Here is an 18,344-nt window from a genome sequence, read left to right as displayed (position 1 = left end):
TACGGCGTAGTGGTTTACTTTTTAGCAGGAGTTAAAACAGCTTCTCCAATAACTTCTAATTCTGTTCTAAAAGCTACAAACTGACCCGCAAAATGCTTGTTAGCCTCTTCGCGCAACTTATCTGCATCTTCTTTGTAATACACCTCTAGAGTTTCTTTGTTTGGCGTGCTGTACTGTACAGAGTATGTTACGCCACCCATTTCTTCTTCTATAATTACTTTGCACATTTTAGCTCCTGTAAATTTACCTGTAGCTAGCATATCTGGTATGTGTGTTTCTTTCATCCAAGACAACCATTTGTCGTGTGCTGCTTCTTCTATGTTAATGGTTACATTGTATATGTACATAATATATTTTTTAGTGTGATGTTTATTTTTTTACAATCTGCAAAGCTATAACTAATTTATAGCGTCTCCTCTAAGTTTTCTAAACTCTTTTCTGGATAACGGAAAATAGTAACTGTCTTGGTAGCCATAAATTATTTTTTCATAATGGTATTTTGCTTCTTCTGGCTTGTGAAGAATAGTGCGGTATAGTTCGCCTAAGGCATAATGGGCATCATCAGCTAAAATTCCAGAGGCGTAAAATTCTATAATTTTTAGATAATTAAACTCGGCTTTCTCATACTTTTTTTGTTGTATAAGTAGTTCTGCTTGTTTTAATAAAGCTTCGTCTTCAATTTTTTCACCTTTGTGGTTTACTAAAATATCATCTAAAGCGGTAATGGCTTCTGTTGTCTTGTTTTGATACGCTAATAAATCTGCCGTAGCATACTTTTTTAATGCTGTTTTAGTAGAGTCTTGAAGGCTGTTATCAGAAATTAATAAGCTTAATTGCATAGCATCATTAGCAATTAGCTGAGATGTAGAGCTGCGTAACACTTTTAATTGCGCCAAAGCCCAGTCAAAATCACCTTTGTAAAAACTAGCTTTTGCAACTTTAAACCTAGCATTTTGTGCTAGAATATCATTTTTTAAGTTTTTCTGAATTTGTGTATAGTAAATTAGAGCCTCGTTAAACCTTTTGTTGTAAACAAGTATATCTGCTAAAGTCATTTTTATTTTAGCTTCTTCATACTTGTTAAGTTGTAATTCTAATGTCTTTTTTAAAACAGTTATTGCTTCTTCAGAATTATTCTTCTTAAAAGCTAAAAAGTTAGCATACTTTAATTGTAGCAGTATAGTGTGCGTTTTATAACCATAAGTTTCTAAAAGATAGTTGTAAGATTTTTGTGCTATTTCTATATTTTTATTTTCAGACAATTCTAAATCTAGCTCTATTCTTTGTAGTTCTGCATAGAGTTTTATATTGTCTTCTCTGGTGCTGTTGGTTACAATATAATTGTAGACCTCTTGGGCAGTTTCTTTTTGGTTTTCATCAACACAAATGTTGGCTAATGTTTGCAGCCTTCTTAAACTACTTTCTTGGGAGCGTTTGTAAATAGCTTTTTCTTGACTAAAAGCACTGTTAAATTGTTTTTGCTGTATAAATAGCCAGCTCAACATTTCATTCCATATAATATCTGGGGTGCGTTGTGCGTTTCTAAGAATTAGTTTTTTTAAAATGATGTTGTTTCTGTAATCAGAATCTGATGTGATAAAATCGTCTAAACTACGAATTACAGTTGGCATTTTATCTGGGTTTTTACCTATGATATTAAGTAGGCTGTAAAACATTTTTTCTACATTGCCTTGTTCTCCGTAAATACGTGCTAACTGAAAATTAAAATCCAAGTCAGGATTTAATTCCATTGCTTTGCTATATGTTTTTGCAGCATATTCTAAAAGGGAATATTTTTGAAACCTGTAGGCTAAACCATAGCCGTCTCTGGGGTTTTCTGCTACTTTTGAGTATGCTAAGTCGTAATATTTAGTGGCTTCTGCATCATTACCCTGTAGGGTGTAATTATGTCCTAAGTCTATGTAATATACTGGGTGCGGATTGTTTGACTGTAAATTCTGTTGTATTTGCTTTTCAGCATCAGAATAACGCTCTAGTTGCTGGTAGCAGCTAATTAAAAATGTTTGGTAGTCAGATCTTCTTGGGTTTTCTTTTACAAGCTTTTCGTAAAAAATTACGGCTTTGTCAAAATCGCCATCATCAAAATACTGTTTAGCTAAAAAGCTGTTTTGCCCAACAGAAAGTTGTGCAAAACAGCAGGCTAGTATAAGTATAAATATTCTCAAGAAATCTATTTTTAAAAGTAAAGATACCAAGAATATAAGAAGTTCTTGTTAAAGAACCTTAATCTATCATATCAAAACCACAATAAGGCACAAGAACTTCTGGTATTTTAATGCCATTTTCTGTTTGGTAATTTTCTAAAATTCCAGCTAAAACACGTGGTAAAGCTAAAGAGCTTCCGTTTAATGTATGTGCAAATTGGCTTTTACCATTTTCGTCTTTAAAACGTAACTTAAGTCTGTTTGCTTGGTATGCTTCAAAATTAGAAGCAGAACTAATTTCTAACCAACGGTCTTGTGCAGTAGAAAACACTTCAAAATCAAACGTAAGAGCAGCTGTAAAACCAAGGTCGCCACCACAAAGGCGTAGCAATCTGTATGGTAACTTTAATTCTCTTAAAATATCTTTTATATGCTCTACCATACCATCTAAGGCAGCATAAGAATTGTCTGGGTGTTCTACACGTACAAGTTCTACCTTATCAAACTGGTGTAGTCTGTTTAAGCCACGAACGTGTGCACCATAACTACCAGCCTCTCTCCTAAAACAAGGTGTATAGCCTGTGTAGGTAATAGGAAAATCTTTCTGGTTAACAATGGTGTCTCTAAAAATATTAGTTACAGGGACCTCTGCAGTTGGTATTAAATACAAGTCGTCTTCTGTAACGTGGTACATTTGTCCTTCTTTGTCTGGTAATTGACCAGTACCGTAACCAGAAATTTCATTTACCAAATGCGGAACTTGAATTTCTTGGTAACCAGCAGCTGTGTTTTTATCTAAAAAGTAAGCAATAAGTGCACGCTGTAACCTAGCGCCTTTTCCTTTGTAAACAGGAAATCCAGCACCAGCAATTTTAACACCAAGTTCAAAATCTATAATGTCGTATTTTTTAGCAAGTTCCCAGTGTGGCAATGCGCCTTCAATTAATTCTGGAATATCTCCTTCTCTAAAAATTTCCTCATTGTCTTCATCTGTGTTACCTGCAGGCACACTTGGGTGTGGCACATTAGGAATTTGGTATAACAATGTTTGTAACTGCTCTGCAACAGTATTTAGCTCTTCTTGTAATGTTTTAGATTCTTCTTTTAAAGAAACAGTGCGTTCTTTTAAAGTAGTTGCTTCAGATGCTTTTCCGGATTTAAAAAGCATACCAATTTCTTTAGATAACTTATTACTTTCTGCAAGTGTGTTGTCTAATTTGGTTTGTGCATCTCTACGTTTTTCATCTAATGAAAGTACGTTTTCTAACAAAGGAGCTGCATCTATATTACGCTTTTTTAGGGCGATAATAATCTCGTCTTTTTGTTCTCGAATAGCTTGAAGCTGTAGCATCTATTTTTAATTTTAATAGCAAATTTAATGGTAAAAAGGGATTGCGCAAAAGAGAATGCGTAAAAGTTGAAGACTTTGTGGCTGTATACTTTACTTAGGACTTGGTAAAATAAAATTATTGTGTTTAAAATGATGCCATTTCTCTTGTGCTAAATCTACAGTTGAGTCTATAAATGGTTGGTATGGTTTACCGTTAATGCTTACTCTAGATTTTACGTAAACAGCAATATCCTTACCGTCTTCCTTGGCTTCTTGTTTTAAGTGTTGTGCAAATTGCCAAATAAAATCTGGGTAGGCACCAATTTTTCTACGTTGTTTTTTTGTAAGATAATTGTTTAGATTAATGCGTGTTTTTTTATTTGTGTTTTTGTCTACAGTAGTAAAACTAACACTTCCGCTACGCGAGCGCAACATCATACGCCAACTAAGCCTGTGGCCTTCTTCATTCCAAAGTACATCATCTTTAAAAAAGTGATGTCTAATTGGTAAACCTAGCTGAAATAAGAAATAAATTACCCAAACACCAATAATAATAGTTTTGTGTTTTGGAATTGCTAATGAGTATTCTTTATGTTTTTTTTCTTTTAAGAAAAAGATATTTCTAAGCTTTTGTGGTTCAAAAAAGAAAACAGTAAAAGCTAAAGCTAAGTAAGGGAAAATACCAATTTGAAAAACAATAGAGTTAAACAAATGAAAAAATATAGCGAGTATAAATGCAATTTTTCTACTTGGTTTCCACAACAGTGCCGGAATAATTAGTAAATCAAATAAAATACCAAAAACAGCTACAATTTTGTGTACCCAAGCAAGTTGTAAAAAGTCTCCAATTAAAAAGTAACCTGCTTTATTTTGCATCAATACTTTTATAAAACCAAAATCTAGCCAGTCTGCATATAATTTTGCTACAGAGGCATACGTGTAAACTATAATTAATTGCAGCACAATAATGTACTTGTAGTAAGCATACATTTTATTAGTGCGCAATTCGGGGTTTTTTCTAGCATCTACAGAATTGTCTGCGTTTGCCGGAAAAAATACCATTATCCACGAAATTAGCATTAGAAGGTAGTAATGGTTGTTGTACGATGTTTTTTGCATTAAATATACACTTGTCCATAAAATAGCAAAGGCAAGCATACTGTATTTGTACTTGTAACCTATAGAAATAAAAATACCAGTAATACCCATTAAAACAAAGTAGGCGTACATACCTGGACCTGTAAACACTGTTAGCCACTCAAAACCTATAAAACTAAAATTAAAAGTAGGTTCTACAAGATTTGTTCTTACCCAGCCAGTAAGTATAGCGCCAAAAGACTCTAAACTAATTAAAATACCAAAAAAAGTCCTAAAGAGAATTAGGCCCGCGTTGTCTATTTTTTTTAAAAGAAAGGAGTTCATAGTTTAGCAATTAAACTAGTGGCAGTTTCTTGGTCTTTTGCAAGTTGCTCTTTTAAATCGTCTAAAGAGCTAAATTTTACTTCATCTCTAATACGGTCTAAGATATCTACTTGTATTTTTTTACCGTAAAGGTCACCATCAAAATTAAAGAAATTAACTTCTATGGTTTTTTCTGTGCCGTTTACAGTTGGGTTGTAGCCAATATTCATCATTCCAAAAACTGTAGAGTTGTTTAGTTTTGCTTTAACAACGTATACTCCGTTTTTAGGAATTAGTTTGTATTCTTCTTTAATATAAATATTTGCTGTGGGGTAATTTAATTGTCTGCCTAAGCCTTTGCCTTTAGTAACTATACCTGTTAGCATATAATTGTAGCCCAAATAACTATTTGCTTTACTTACATCACCTTCTGCAAGTGCTTTTCTTATTTTAGTAGAGCTAACAGAGACATCATCAATTTCTTGTGCGGTAATTTCCTCAACATTAAAATCAAACGTAGTACCGTAGTTTCTTAAATCGTTAATGTCTGCATTACGGTTACGTCCAAATCTATGGTCATAACCTATAATAATTTTTTTAGTATTGAGTTTATTAACTAGGAGGTCACGAACAAATTCTATGGCGCTTAATCTAGAAAACTCTTTAGAAAAAGGATGAATAATTAAAAAATCTAAGCCTAAGTTGCTTAGTATCATTTCTTTCTCTTCAATAGTGTTAAGTAGTTTAATATTGCTATCTTGTTGCAAAACCATTCTAGGGTGCGGAAAAAAAGTAAGTACTGTACTTTCTATTTCTAATAGTTTGGCACTATTTATGAGTCTTTCTAGTATCTTTTTATGACCAATGTGCACACCATCAAAAGTACCAATAGTAATAACTGTAGCGTGTGCTTTGTCGAATTTTGAAATGCTTTTAATTGTTATCACGAGACTAAAATAATAAAAAGACTATTTTTGAATATTAAACTGCTTTGAATGATTACAAAACTACGCCTTGTTTTTTCAATAACCATATTATTTGGTAGCTTTTACGGTATTGCGCAACAGAATTACTGGAAAACTGGTGTTTTGGAACAAAATTCAGTGGCTAAATCTATGCAAAATATAGATGCAAATAAAGCAAAAACGTTTTATTTAGATGAATCTGCTTTTTTATCTAAACTAGAAGAGTCAAATTCTAGTGCTAAAGGAAAAAATGTAGTTTACTTTCCTCATAATGATGGAGAGTTAGAAGCTTTTTATGTAGAAGAGCACGCTGTTTTTGCTCCAGAATTAGCTTTAAAATATCCGAATATAAAGTCTTACGTTGGTTACGGTGTAAAAAACTCTAAAGAGCGTGTGCGTTTTAGTGTGTCTCACAAAGGCGTGCAGAGTATGATTGTACATGGAGATAGAGAAGAGGCTATTTATATGCAACCATCTAAAATAAAAGATGGACAATATATTGTTTACGGAGCAGATGCGCACCAGCATAAAGATGAATTTGTTTGTGATACAAAAGCAGTACTTGCAGCCAACAAAAAAGCTTCTGCAGCTAAGCAAATAAATGACCAAACGCTTAGAACGTATAGAATAGCAATTTCGGCTTCAGGAGAGTATACAACATACCACGGAGGTACGGTAGTAGACGCCTTGGCAGCAATAAATGCTACGTTAACAAGAGTTAATGAGGTTTTTGAAACTGATTTAGGAATACATTTAGAGTTAATTGCCAATACAGATCAAGTAATTTACACAGATGCATCTACAGATCCGTACTCTGGTAGTTTAAATACACAAGCTCAAAATACATTTTCTACCGTAATTGGTTCTGCTAATTATGATGTAGGACATCTTTTTCATCAAGGACCAAACGGAGGTAATGCTGGTACTGTAGGTTCTGTATGTGATGACAACTGGAAAGGTAGAGCATACTCCTCTCGTAGTACACCAGAAGGAGATTTGTTTGATGTTGATTTTGTTGCACATGAAATAGGGCATCAGTTTGGGGCTAACCATACGTGGTCTTTTGATTCTGAAGGTACTTTAGTGCAAGCAGAACCAGCTAGCGGATCTACAATTATGGGGTATGCAGGTATTGCAGATGGCAACAATGTGCAAGCCAATGGTGACGATTATTTTCATTATTACAGTATTTTTCAGATAGCAGAATATGTTAGTAGTTTAAGTTGTGGTGTCAGTACTTCAATAACTAACAATCCGCCAGTAATAAGTCCTTTATCAAACTATATAATTCCTAAATCAACCCCTTTTGTGTTAACGGGTGATGCTACAGATCCTGATACAGCAGATGTGTTAACTTATACCTGGGAACAAATAGATAATGGTGTTGTAACACGTAGTAACTTTGGACCAGAGAACCCAAGTGGAGCAAATTTTAGGTCATTAAAACCAACAACAAAAAAAGAACGTTATTTTCCAAAAATAGAACGTGTAATTCAGGGTAACTTAACACAAACTAACCCGTCTGAAGGAGCTTCTTGGGAAACTATTTCTGATGTAGAGAGAGATTTAAATTTTGCATTAACAGTAAGAGATAATGTTGTTGGAGGCGGACAAGTTGTGTCTGAAACTATGAATGTGCGTGTTATAAATTCAGCCGGTCCTTTTGCGGTAACATCTCAATCAACTAACCAGGTGTACCAGTCTGGTTCTGTACAGCAAGTAACTTGGGATGTGGCAGGTACTAGCGCTGCGCCTATAAATACAGAAACTGTAAATATATATTTGTCTATAGATTCAGGTTTGTCTTTTCCTACTTTATTAGCAGAGAATGTGGTTAATGACGGGTCGCACATTGTGCAAATACCAAACGTAGTTACCACAACAGCAAGGATAAAAGTGATGCCTACTAATAATGTGTATTATGCTATAAATACAACAAACTTTACTATAAATACGTCAGATGTTAACCTAGAGTTTGAGGCGTTAACCTATAATGTTTGCCAGCCTAACGATGTATTAGTTCCTTTTAAATATACTGTAAATAATGGTTTTGATGAAACCTCTACGTTTAGCGTTTTTGGTGCTCCAGCAAATTTAGGAGTTAACTTTTCTGTGCCTACTGCAGATACAAATAATACTAATGTAGACTTAACTTTTTCTAATACTGTAAATGTTGCTCCGGGCACTTATGAGGTAACAGTATTGTCTAACTCAACATCCAATTCAACTGGGGTTGTTTTAACTCTGGTTATTGGAAATACCACTTTTGCAGATGTAGGTTTAATTTCTCCAGGAAACGGAGCTATGAGTGTAAATATGAATCAGACACTTTCTTGGGAAGAGAATGTTGCATACTCATCTTATGACTTAGAAATTGCAACAGATGCTGCTTTTACTAATATTATAGAAACAAAATCTACTCCGTTTACATATTACAAGCCTACTAGTTTACAGGCAGAAACAACTTATTACTGGCGTGTTAAACCAAAAAGTTTGTGTGCGGAAGGTACTTTTGGGCCCGCTTACAGTTTTACAACAGCCTTGGTTAGTTGTGCAATAAAAGAAGCAGATGATTTACCTAAAACAATACCAACAGTAGGTACATCTGTACTACAATCTAAAATTACTTTTTTAGATGATTTACCAATTACAGATGTAAATGTAACTGTAGATATTACCCATAGCTTTTTAAGTGATTTAACAGTAAGTCTAGTATCTCCGCAAGGTACAAGAGTAGTTTTAACATCTAACTCTTGTGGCGATTTTCAAGATATAAATGCCGTTTTTGATGATGACAGTGCCAGTTTTGTATGTGGTAGTGGAGCAGGAGCGGCAATTGGTGGTACGGTTAGGCCTTTGGGTTCATTGGCATCTTTAAATGGCGAGTCTATTTTAGGGGAGTGGATTTTAGAAGTAAAAGACGGAGCATCATCTGACGGAGGAGAAATAAAAGATTTTAATTTAGAGATTTGTGTAGAGGGAATGTTGCGTCCAGATGCAGATAATGATGGAGTTTTTGATGATGGTGATGATGCGTGTTTGGGAACACCAAATGGGGTAGAGGTAGATGTTAATGGTTGTGCTGTTTACAGGTTTATGCCAGATAATTTTGCTATTTCTGTAGCTAGTGAAGCATGTACTACTAGTAATGATGGAGAAATTTTTATTGATGCAATAGAGGAAATAAATTATAGTGTTACAATAACAGGTGCGGGAGTTAATATTACACAGGAATTTACCAACACACTTACGTTAGATAATTTAAATGCAGGTATTTATGTGTTGTGCTTTACAGGAACAGATGGTGTAAAAGTATACGAAGATTATTGTGTTACTGTTGTAATTAAAGAACCAGATGTACTTTCTGTGCTATCTGCCGTAACAAACCGAACACTTAAATTAGAGCTCAGTGGAGCAAAATTGTACAATGTAGAGTTAAATGGTGTACTAGTGCAAACTACAGATAAAACAAAAAATCTAGCACTTAAAAACGGATTAAATACAATAAAAGTATCTACAGGTTTAGAGTGTCAAGGGGTGTATGAAAAGCAAATTTATATTGCAGCTAATCCGGTAATTTCTCCAAACCCTACCGCAGGTGAAGCAATAGCTTATTTAGAAACTTTGACTGGAAAGGTTACAGTTGCTATTTATACGTTAGGCGGACAGGTATTACAGCAAAAGAAGCATACTATAAATAATGGTACGGTTACATTAGACGTATCTGGTTTAGCAAAAGGTGTGTATGTGGTAAAGTTTAATGGTGCTGAGGTTAATGGAGAAACAAAATTAATTAAGAAATGAAAAAAATATTAATACTTGTGTGTTTATTGGCACTGTCATGTTCTAAAAGTTCACCCAAACCACCAACTACGCCAGAGCTACTTTTTCCGTTAAAGAGCTCCGAGTGTACTACAGGTGTTACTTTAGGTACAACAAATACAAGTGAAGTAGAGTTGGCGTGGAATGCTTCTGCAAGAACAGATTTGTATGAGGTTAAAATAACTAACTTAAATACTAATTTAACGCAGACACTAAGTACCACAACTACAAAGCAAAAAGTAGTATTAGATAAAGGTGTTGCTTATTCTTGGTTTGTAACTGCTAAAAACGATGAGGTTTCTGAGACTACTGCTAGTGAAATTTGGAAGTTTTACAACGCAGGATCACAAACTACATATCCGCCTTTTGCAGCAGAAATAATTTCTCCTAAATCTGGGCAAACTGTATTTAAAGATACAAATAATGATGTTACTTTAGAGTGGCTTGCTGAAGATGTAGATAATGACATAGCAAATTATAAAGTTTACTTTGGAACAACTACACCGCCAAGTGGTTTGCTAGCAACAAATGCGCCTAATAATACTACTGTTAAAGTAGGTGTGGTAATAAATACAGTGTATTATTGGAAAGTAGTTACTACAGATGCAGAAGGCAATGCGTCTGACTCTGGAGTTTACCAGTTTAAAGCACGTTAGTTAAGAGTTGTTAAAATGGTTCATGGTAGTTTTAACACCAGCCAATACAAAAGATTTAATAAGCTCTATAGAGCGTTCTAAACGTTCTGGCATTTTATCTTGCTCTTCTTGGTTCCACTCGCCTAAAACGTAGTCTACTTGTCTGCCTTTGCCAAAATCTGCACCAACACCAAACCTATACCTATTATAGGTTGTTGTCTGTAACACGTTTTGTGTATCTTTTAGTCCGTTATGACCACCGTCGCTACCCTTTGTTTTAACTCTAATAGTTCCAAAAGGTAAATTAATGTCGTCTGTAATAACTAATAGATTTTCTTGTGGTATTTTTTCTTTTTCTAACCAGTATCTAATGGCTTTACCGCTTAGATTCATATAAGTAGATGGTTTTAAAAAAAGAATAGTACGCCCTTTTATTTTATATGTGGTAACGGCTCCTAATTTTTGAGACTCAAATGTTAATGATTCTTTTTTTGCAAAAGCATCAAGTATTTTAAAGCCAATATTATGTCTTGTTTCTGTGTATTCTGCGCCAATATTGCCAAGGCCAACAACTAAAAACTTTTTCATAGGATCTTTTTCTTCTAATTGGAACAAGGGTTTTGTTCTAAAAATTGATTTAAAAAATTGTACTATCATACTATATAAAAGTATTAAAAATACAAAAGCATCCTGAAACTTGGTAAATTCCAAGGCAGGATGCTTTATTTTGTTTGTGCAGTAATTTATTCAGCAGCAGGAGCTTCAGCCGCGGCTTCACCTTCTTCTTCATCATCATCAGAAGCAACAACGTTACGAGATGATTTAACTTGTACTACAACTGTATTATCTGGGTGTAAAATAGCAAAATCATCATTTAATAATGAAGCAACTGCTATGTTACCACCAATTTTTAATTTGTTTATATCGATATCAAAGAAATCTGGTAATTTACCAGGTAAAGCTTTAATAGTAAGCTTTCTTTTTCTAAATAATAATCTACCACCGTTTTTAACACCTGGAGAGTTACCTACTAAACGAACAGGAATATCCATAGTTACCGCTTTATCATCAAATAATTGGTAAAAATCTACGTGGATAATTCTGTCAGATACTGGGTGAAATTGGATATCCTGAACAACAGCGTTCACTTTTTCTCCGTTTTCCATCTCTACTACAACTGTGTGCGCGTTTGGAGTGTACACTAAATTTTTAAAAGCTAATTCTGGTGCTGAAAAATGTAGTGGTTGTTTTCCTCCGTATACTACGCAAGGAACCATTCCAGCATTACGTAAGGCTTTTGTTGCTTTTTTGCCTACGCTTTCTCTTTTTGATCCTGTAATTGTAATTGACTTCATTATATATATTTAATTAATGTGCAAAATTAGTGTATTAGTTCGGTTTTACATTAAAAATTTTGAACTAATAGATGTATTGTTGTGAACTCTAGTCATAACATCTGCAAATAACTCAGCAGATTCTACAACTTTAACTTTAGGACTTTGCTTTTTTAACGGAATTGAATCTGTTACTATAAGTTCTGAAAGTTTAGATTTTTCAATTTTTTCGTAAGCGTCACCAGAAAGTAAGGCGTGCGTTGTAATAGCTCTTACGCTAAGCGCACCTCTTTCCATCATAAGGTCTGCTGCTTTTGTTAATGTACCAGCGGTATCTACCATATCGTCTACAAGAACAACATTTTTACCTTCTACATTACCAATAAGTTCCATATGAGAAATAATATTGGCTTTTTCTCTTTGTTTGTAACAGATAACAACATCACTTTCTAAAGCTTTAGAGTATGCGTAAGCTCTTTTAGAACCACCCATATCTGGAGAAGCAATTGTAAGGTTGTCTAGTTTTAAACTTTTTAAGTAAGGTAAAAATAAAGTAGAAGCAAATAAATGATCTACTGGTTTTTCAAAGAAACCTTGAATTTGATCTGCGTGCAAGTCCATTGTAATAATCCTTGTTGCACCTGCAGATTCTAGCATTTTTGCTACTAGCTTTGCTGCAATTGGCACTCTAGGTTTGTCTTTACGGTCTTGTCTTGCCCAACCAAAATATGGTAAAACAGCAGTAATATGCCTAGCAGATGCTCTTTTAGCAGCATCTAACATAAGTAACATTTCCATTAAGTTTTCTGAACTTGGATTTGTAGATCCAATAATAAAGACTCTTGCGCCACGAACAGACTCCTCAAAAGAAGGCTGAAATTCGCCGTCGCTATATCTTGAAAATTTTACTTTTCCTAAGTCTGATCCAAATGATTTGGCTATTTTTTCAGCTAAAGCTGTACTTTGTGTACAAGCAAAAATTTTAGGTTCTGGGACCGAGTATGACATTGTTGTGTTGTTGATTTCTATGTTGGTCGTAATCAAGGGCTTAAATGCCCTTTTTTTAACGAGGTGCAAATTTAAAAATTTATTTGTTAAGCTAAAGGATAATTGTTCTTATTTTTTGCAAAAAAACAAGAAATTATTTTTATTTTTGCAGTCCGTTACAATTGCTCGAGTGGCGGAACTGGTAGACGCGCTGGATTCAAAATCCAGTTCTTCGGAGTGTGGGTTCGATTCCCACCTCGAGTACTGATAAAAACCGTATTTAATTGATTTTCAATTATTTGCGGTTTTTTTATTTGTTTTTATGCCGAATTTTTGCCGATTTTTTTTTGAAAATTTTAAAATAAGAATTACATAAGCATTAGTTTAAGAATTGATTTTTAATTTTTGTTGCAATAGAGGTCGTGGTAATTTTTTGTTGCTTTTGTAAAAATATCATTTAGCAACAGAATTATTATTTGTTTTTTGTTGCTTGTATTTATACTGTTTACTTAATTAGGTAGTTTTAATCCGATAGGAAACTGGAAACTGGAAACATCATTTATAGTTAATTTGGATTTCATCATACTTTACAGGTGTTATAATACCTTCTCTATTTCCCTGACCATCTCGTTTATACAAATCTTTGCTAATAGGATATGTAGTTAAAAGCTCATCAGGCATATCATCATCAATTACATTTATAATGTCACTTTCAGTTAAAGAATTATCTAACCATACATCAATATCAGCATCCTGCAACAAAACAGGCCTTCTATTTTTTTTGTTGTGAATTTTAGAGAATAATGGGGTAGCCTCTTTGGTAAGTATAGTAAACGTTGCAACATTATCTTTTGTAAGTGTATATATTCCAGCAACATTAATTGGAGCTTCATTTTTTCGTTGAAAATAAAAGGGAATTTTAAAATCTTTTCCGTTTTTTGTTGCAGTATGCGGTTCATAAAAGCCATCAACAGGAATAATACACCTTTTTGTTGTTGCACTATTTTTATAATTATTAGAGTAAAATAATTTTTCAGACCTTGCATTTAATCCAGAGCCATACTTTACAGTTTTTTTATAATACTCTTTAGAATTTTCACCTAACTCATAAGGTGGAATTAGTCCCCATTTCATTGGAACCATATACCCAATTTTTTCCTGAGGCAAAACCCATAAATTAGGATGTGCAAAACCATTAGCATAATTATATATATGTTCACTATCTACGGACTTATTATTTTCAATGGATTTTATGTTATAAAACATCTTTATTTCTTCAGCTTTTTTAACTACTCTAATTCCGTAACACATAATTAATTCCGTTTGCTACAAATTACTAAAAATTACTGTTGTTAATAACAACAATGTTAAAAATGAGTTTTGATTTGCTTTAATGTGTAATTTTGGAGAATATCCAGTTTTAAAATTGGATTATTTCCAATATATGAAACCGGAATCAATATTACATTTAGATTTGGATACTTTTTTTGTGTCTTGTGAACGCTTAATTGACTCAAGGTTATTAAAGCGACCATTATTAGTTGGAGGCACAGGAGACAGAGGTGTTGTTGCTGCGTGTAGTTACGAGACTAGGAAGTTTGGAGTACACTCTGGTATGGCGATGAAATTAGCAAAACAGCTTTGCCCAGAAGCTACAGTAATTAGAGGAGACTCTAGTATTTACACAAAGCACTCGCAAACTGTTACCCAAATTATAAAAGAACGTGTACCCTTGTTTGAAAAAGCAAGTATAGATGAGTTCTATGCAGATTTAACAGGTATGGATAAGTTTTTTGGCACGTACAAATTTGCAACAGAATTACGTAATACTATAATTAAAGAAACAGGTTTACCTATATCTTTTGGTTTATCATCAAATAAAATTGTTTCTAAAGTTGCTACTGGCGAGGCTAAACCCAATAATCAAATGCGAGTAGACAATGGTTTAGAAAAACAATTTTTAGCGCCATTATCAATTCAGAAAATACCTTCTGTAGGCACAAAAACATACCAAACATTGCGTAATTTAGGAATTACAACAGTTCAGATAGTGCAAGAAATGCCTGTAGAAATGTTGGTTAGTGCTTTAGGTGTAAAAGGTGAAGTGATATGGAAACGAGCTAACGGAATAGATAGACCTCCATTAATTCCGTTTCACGAGCGTAAATCTATCTCTACAGAGCGTACATTTTCTAAAGACACAACAAATATGGTTCAGTTACGAACCACATTAACCGCAATGGCAGAAAATTTAGCTTATCAATTACGTAGAGCTGATAAATTAACTGCTTGCATTTCTGTTCGACTTCGGTATTCGGATTATCAAACCTATTCAAAACAAATAAAAATACCTTATACGAGTGCAGATCATATTTTAATACCTAAGATATTAGAGTTATTTGAGCGTTTATACGATAGACGTTTGTTAATACGCTTGGTTGGCGTAAAATATACAGACATAGTAACTGGTAATTATCAAATAAACCTATTTGATGATACTGAAGAAATGCTAAATTTATATGATGCTATGGATCATATACGTAAAAAGTATGGAGAAAAAAGTATCATGAGAGCAACATCTATGGGCGCAAAAACTATAGGTCGTTTCCATAATCCATTTAGTGGAGAACCACCAATTGTTTTAGCACATAGAAAACAATAATGTATTTAAATTGTCACACATATTATTCTTTGCGTTTTGGCACATTTTCAGAAATAGACCTTTTGGAAATGGCTAAAGGTCTTGGTGTGTCTTGTTTGGCTCTAACAGATATCAATAATACATCTGCTTGTTTAAACTTTATTCGTAAATCTAAGGAATATGGAATAAAACCAATTGTAGGTATTGACTTTAGGAACGGAGCAGAACAATTGTATGTTGGTTTAGCTAAAAACAATGAAGGATTTAAAGAATTAAATGATTTTTTATCACTGTACTCTCATAAATCACAACCTTTACCTAAAGAAGCACCAGAGCTAGCAAATGCGTATTTTATTTATCCTTTTGAAAAGGTTTTACAATTAGAAAAAACAGAATTTAAACCAAATGAATACATAGGTATATCTGTAGAGAATTTAAGACGCTTACCATTTTCTAAATACAAATCTTATGAAGAAAAATTAGTAATTCAACAACCTGTTACATTTAGAAACAAGAGAGATTTTAATGCGCACCGTTTGCTAAGAGCAATAGCAAACAATACGTTATTAAGTAAACTTCAAAAAACAGAAGAAGGACTACCTTCAGAAAAAATGTTACCTATAAATGAGTTGCTAAAAACTTATAGTGACTTCCCTTTTATTATAGAAAATACTAAAAAGCTGTTGTCTACTTGTTCTATAAGTTTTGGATTTGGAGAAAGCAGAGCATCTCAGAATCAACAAGTATTTGGAGCCTCTAAAGAAGCTGATTTTGAATATCTAAAAAAGCTATGTAAAATTGGACTACCAAAACGATATTCTATTATAACTAATGCCGTTACAAAACGTTTAGAAGTGGAGCTTAGAACAATTAAAGAAATGGATTTTGTTTCCTATTTCTTAATTAATCACGAAATAGTAAGCTATGCAAATTCTAAGGGTTATTTACACGTTGGCCGTGGTAGTGGTGCAAATAGTATTGTTGCTTATATAATAGGAATTACAGATGTAGACCCTATAGAGTTAGATTTATATTTTGAGCGTTTCATCAATCCTTACCGTGCTTCGCCTCCAGATTTTGATATCGATTTTAGTTGGAAAGATAGAGAAGATGTTACCACATATATTTTTAATCGATTTAAAAATACAGCCTTATTAGCAACCTATAATACTTTTAAATACAGGGCTGTTGTTAGAGAATTAGGTAAAGTATTTGGTTTACCTAAAGAAGAAATAAACAAACTATGCAAAGGTCATTTTTCTATGAATGACATAGATGAAATGGGAAAACTGGTTTTAAAATACAGTGCACTTATTAGAGGTTTTCCAAATTACATTAGTGTACACTCTGCAGGTATTTTAATACTAGAAAAACCAATACATTATTATTCAGCAACAGATTTACCGCCTAAGGGTTTCCCAACGGTACAGTTTGATATGAACATAGCAGAAGATGTTGGCGTATTTAAATTTGATATTTTAGGACAACGAGGTTTGGCTAAAATTAAAGATGCCATAGACATTATTAAAGAAAATAGACCAGAAGTAAGTGACATAGATATTACTCAGGTTGAAAAATTTAAAGTAGATAAAAACATCAACAAACTTTTAAGCCAAGGTAAAGCAATTGGTGCTTATTATGTAGAGTCTCCTGCTATGCGTGGTTTAATGAGTAAACTTAGGGTTAATGATTATTTAGGTTTGGTGGCTGCAAGTTCTGTTATTAGACCGGGCGTTTCTAGCTCTGGTATGAAGAATGAATATATAAGAAGACACCGAGATCCTAAAAGACGTAAACAAGCAAACCCTATTTTAGCAGACATAATGCCTGAAACCTATGGTATTATGGTGTATCAAGAAGATGTTTTAAAAGTTGCAAATCAGTTTGCTGATTTAGACTTAGGCGAAGCTGATGTGTTGCGTAGAGGAATGAGCGGTAAGTTTAGATCTAGAGAAGAGTTTACACGGGTAGAAAACAAGTTTAAGGCAAACTGTAAAGTAAAAGGCTACACAGACCAATTAACTACAAAGGTTTGGGAACAAATAGCAAGCTTTGCAGGCTATGCTTTTGCAAAAGGTCATTCTGCATCCTATGCTGTAGAAAGTTACCAGAGTATGTATTTAAAGTGTTACTACCCATTAGAGTTTATGGTAGCTGTATTAAATAACGGAGGTGGTTTTTATTCTGCAGAACATTACATACACGAAGCTCGTATGTGTGGTGCTCGTATACATCCGCCATGTATTAACAATAGCAACAACCATAATATAATTAAGGGCAAGGATATTTACTTAGGCTTTGGGTACTTAAAGAACCTTGAAAAATTGGTGATACAACGTTTACTTACAGAACGACAATTGTATGGTAACTATAGTTCTTTAGATGATTTTATAGATCGTATTGCCATAAGCATAGAGCAGTTGTCTATTTTAATAAGAATAGGCGCTTTTAGCTTTACCAAGCTACAGAAAAACCAATTGCACTGGCAAGCAATTTTTAAATTAAATAAGTCTAAGAAAAGAAACACAAATCCTAGTTTATTTAAACCTAAACACAGAAATTTTGAGTTGCCAGTATTAGAGCATTCTTGGTTAGAAGATGCGTATGACCAAATGGAGCTTTTGGGGTTTCCGTTGTATAGCTATTTTGATATGATAGCAGAACAACTACTTAGCAACACAAAAGCAACAGAAATGAAAAATTATATTCATAAAGAAGTTTTGTTGTATGGCATTTTGGTAAACACACGTTTTAATACCACTAAGCATAACAAACATATGCGCTTTAGTACGTTTATAGATCAAGAAGGCACTTATTTTGATGTTGTACACTTTACAAAAGTAGTAGATAAATATCCTATAACAGGTATTGGTGTGTATGCGTGTTACGGTAAAGTAACTGAAGAATTTGGACATTATAGTATAGCTGCTATTTGGACACGCAAAATTGCACTGCAAGGAGATCCAAGAGCATCAGACAAACCAACTTTTAAAAATCTAAAAGAAAAGGTTACTCATAACTAATTATATACCAGTTATAAATAATTCTTACCCAATTACACATA

Annotated in this window: 13 protein-coding genes and 1 tRNA gene; 5 read left to right on the top strand and 9 right to left on the bottom strand. The window is 33.5% G+C overall.

The window, feature by feature from the left end:
* Positions 1 to 14 precede the first annotated feature (14 nt).
* The 5 genes from Q4487_RS07715 to Q4487_RS07695 all read right to left on the bottom strand — a co-directional run bounded on the left by Q4487_RS07715 (position 15) and on the right by Q4487_RS07695 (position 5,843).
* Positions 15 to 347 carry a DUF4286 family protein gene (locus Q4487_RS07715; RefSeq protein WP_100893992.1) on the bottom strand — a complete coding sequence of 111 codons (333 nt, stop codon included), beginning with the start codon at positions 345 to 347 and terminating at the stop codon, positions 15 to 17.
* 51 nt (positions 348 to 398) lie between these two features.
* Positions 399 to 2,186: a tetratricopeptide repeat protein gene (locus Q4487_RS07710; RefSeq protein WP_303540381.1), complete on the bottom strand. Its 1,788-nt coding sequence runs from the start codon at positions 2,184 to 2,186 to the stop codon at positions 399 to 401.
* Positions 2,187 to 2,244: 58 nt separating this feature from the next.
* The gene (serS, locus tag Q4487_RS07705; RefSeq protein WP_100893991.1) at positions 2,245 to 3,516 is read right to left on the bottom strand and encodes a serine--tRNA ligase; all 1,272 of its coding nucleotides are present in this window, start codon (positions 3,514 to 3,516) and stop codon (positions 2,245 to 2,247) included.
* Between the two features lie 90 nt (positions 3,517 to 3,606).
* Positions 3,607 to 4,917 (bottom strand): HTTM domain-containing protein, encoded by a 1,311-nt coding sequence (locus Q4487_RS07700; RefSeq protein ID WP_303540383.1) that lies wholly within the window; start codon positions 4,915 to 4,917, stop codon positions 3,607 to 3,609.
* A complete protein-coding gene (locus tag Q4487_RS07695) occupies positions 4,914 to 5,843 on the bottom strand; it encodes a bifunctional riboflavin kinase/FAD synthetase (protein WP_303540385.1) in 930 nt (309 codons plus the stop codon). Before Q4487_RS07695 ends, Q4487_RS07700 begins: the two co-directional genes overlap by 4 nt.
* A 48-nt stretch (positions 5,844 to 5,891) precedes the next feature.
* Between Q4487_RS07695 and Q4487_RS07690 the strand changes: the two genes are divergently transcribed.
* Both Q4487_RS07690 and Q4487_RS07685 read left to right on the top strand, forming a co-directional pair.
* Complete coding sequence (locus Q4487_RS07690) at positions 5,892 to 9,665, top strand: reprolysin-like metallopeptidase (protein WP_303540387.1); 3,774 nt, start codon at positions 5,892 to 5,894, stop codon at positions 9,663 to 9,665.
* Positions 9,662 to 10,339 (top strand): hypothetical protein, encoded by a 678-nt coding sequence (locus Q4487_RS07685; RefSeq protein ID WP_303540389.1) that lies wholly within the window; start codon positions 9,662 to 9,664, stop codon positions 10,337 to 10,339. The genes Q4487_RS07690 and Q4487_RS07685 overlap by 4 nt, the downstream gene beginning before the upstream one ends.
* Here Q4487_RS07685 and pth read toward each other — a convergent pair whose 3' ends face one another.
* The 3 genes from pth to Q4487_RS07670 form a co-directional block, all read right to left on the bottom strand.
* On the bottom strand, positions 10,340 to 10,975 hold the full coding sequence (gene pth / locus Q4487_RS07680; protein WP_100893986.1) for an aminoacyl-tRNA hydrolase: 636 nt from the start codon (positions 10,973 to 10,975) through the stop codon (positions 10,340 to 10,342). It lies immediately after the preceding gene.
* A gap of 86 nt (positions 10,976 to 11,061) precedes the next feature.
* Entirely contained in the window at positions 11,062 to 11,673 is a 612-nt protein-coding gene (locus tag Q4487_RS07675; protein ID WP_303540392.1) for a 50S ribosomal protein L25/general stress protein Ctc, read from the bottom strand.
* Between the two features lie 45 nt (positions 11,674 to 11,718).
* Positions 11,719 to 12,660 (bottom strand): ribose-phosphate pyrophosphokinase, encoded by a 942-nt coding sequence (locus Q4487_RS07670; RefSeq protein WP_100893984.1) that lies wholly within the window; start codon positions 12,658 to 12,660, stop codon positions 11,719 to 11,721.
* Positions 12,661 to 12,823: 163 nt separating this feature from the next.
* Between Q4487_RS07670 and Q4487_RS07665 the strand changes: the two genes are divergently transcribed.
* Positions 12,824 to 12,903, top strand: a tRNA-Leu gene (locus Q4487_RS07665).
* Positions 12,904 to 13,194: 291 nt separating this feature from the next.
* Here Q4487_RS07665 and Q4487_RS07660 read toward each other — a convergent pair.
* A complete protein-coding gene (locus Q4487_RS07660) occupies positions 13,195 to 13,950 on the bottom strand; it encodes an SOS response-associated peptidase (protein WP_303540395.1) in 756 nt (251 codons plus the stop codon).
* A gap of 133 nt (positions 13,951 to 14,083) precedes the next feature.
* On the opposite strand from Q4487_RS07660, the gene dinB reads away from it, so the two are divergent.
* Both dinB and Q4487_RS07650 read left to right on the top strand, forming a co-directional pair.
* The gene (gene dinB / locus Q4487_RS07655; protein WP_303540397.1) at positions 14,084 to 15,301 is read left to right on the top strand and encodes a DNA polymerase IV; all 1,218 of its coding nucleotides are present in this window, start codon (positions 14,084 to 14,086) and stop codon (positions 15,299 to 15,301) included.
* Positions 15,301 to 18,303: a DNA polymerase III subunit alpha gene (locus Q4487_RS07650; RefSeq protein ID WP_303540399.1), complete on the top strand. Its 3,003-nt coding sequence runs from the start codon at positions 15,301 to 15,303 to the stop codon at positions 18,301 to 18,303. The genes dinB and Q4487_RS07650 overlap by 1 nt, the downstream gene beginning before the upstream one ends.
* Positions 18,304 to 18,344 lie beyond the last annotated feature (41 nt).

Origin of the sequence: Cellulophaga sp. 3_MG-2023, assembly GCF_030546975.1 — a bacterium.
Taxonomy (GTDB): Bacteria; Bacteroidota; Bacteroidia; order Flavobacteriales; family Flavobacteriaceae; genus Cellulophaga.
Note: the sequence above shows the minus strand (reverse complement) of the source record. Positions and strands in the feature narration are given on the sequence as shown.

Bases quoted from the DNA above. Each gene is read 5' to 3' on its own strand.
- Q4487_RS07715 (WP_100893992.1), bottom strand. From the start codon at position 347: ATGTACATATACAATGTAACCATTAACATAGAAGAAGCAGCACACGAC.
- Q4487_RS07690 (WP_303540387.1), top strand. From the start codon at position 5,892: ATGATTACAAAACTACGCCTTGTTTTTTCAATAACCATATTATTTGGT.
- serS (WP_100893991.1), bottom strand. From the start codon at position 3,516: ATGCTACAGCTTCAAGCTATTCGAGAACAAAAAGACGAGATTATTATC.
- Q4487_RS07685 (WP_303540389.1), top strand. From the start codon at position 9,662: ATGAAAAAAATATTAATACTTGTGTGTTTATTGGCACTGTCATGTTCT.
- Q4487_RS07670 (WP_100893984.1), bottom strand. From the start codon at position 12,660: ATGTCATACTCGGTCCCAGAACCTAAAATTTTTGCTTGTACACAAAGT.
- Q4487_RS07660 (WP_303540395.1), bottom strand. From the start codon at position 13,950: ATGTGTTACGGAATTAGAGTAGTTAAAAAAGCTGAAGAAATAAAGATG.
- Q4487_RS07700 (WP_303540383.1), bottom strand. From the start codon at position 4,917: ATGAACTCCTTTCTTTTAAAAAAAATAGACAACGCGGGCCTAATTCTC.
- Q4487_RS07675 (WP_303540392.1), bottom strand. From the start codon at position 11,673: ATGAAGTCAATTACAATTACAGGATCAAAAAGAGAAAGCGTAGGCAAA.
- pth (WP_100893986.1), bottom strand. From the start codon at position 10,975: ATGATAGTACAATTTTTTAAATCAATTTTTAGAACAAAACCCTTGTTC.
- Q4487_RS07650 (WP_303540399.1), top strand. From the start codon at position 15,301: ATGTATTTAAATTGTCACACATATTATTCTTTGCGTTTTGGCACATTT.
- dinB (WP_303540397.1), top strand. From the start codon at position 14,084: ATGAAACCGGAATCAATATTACATTTAGATTTGGATACTTTTTTTGTG.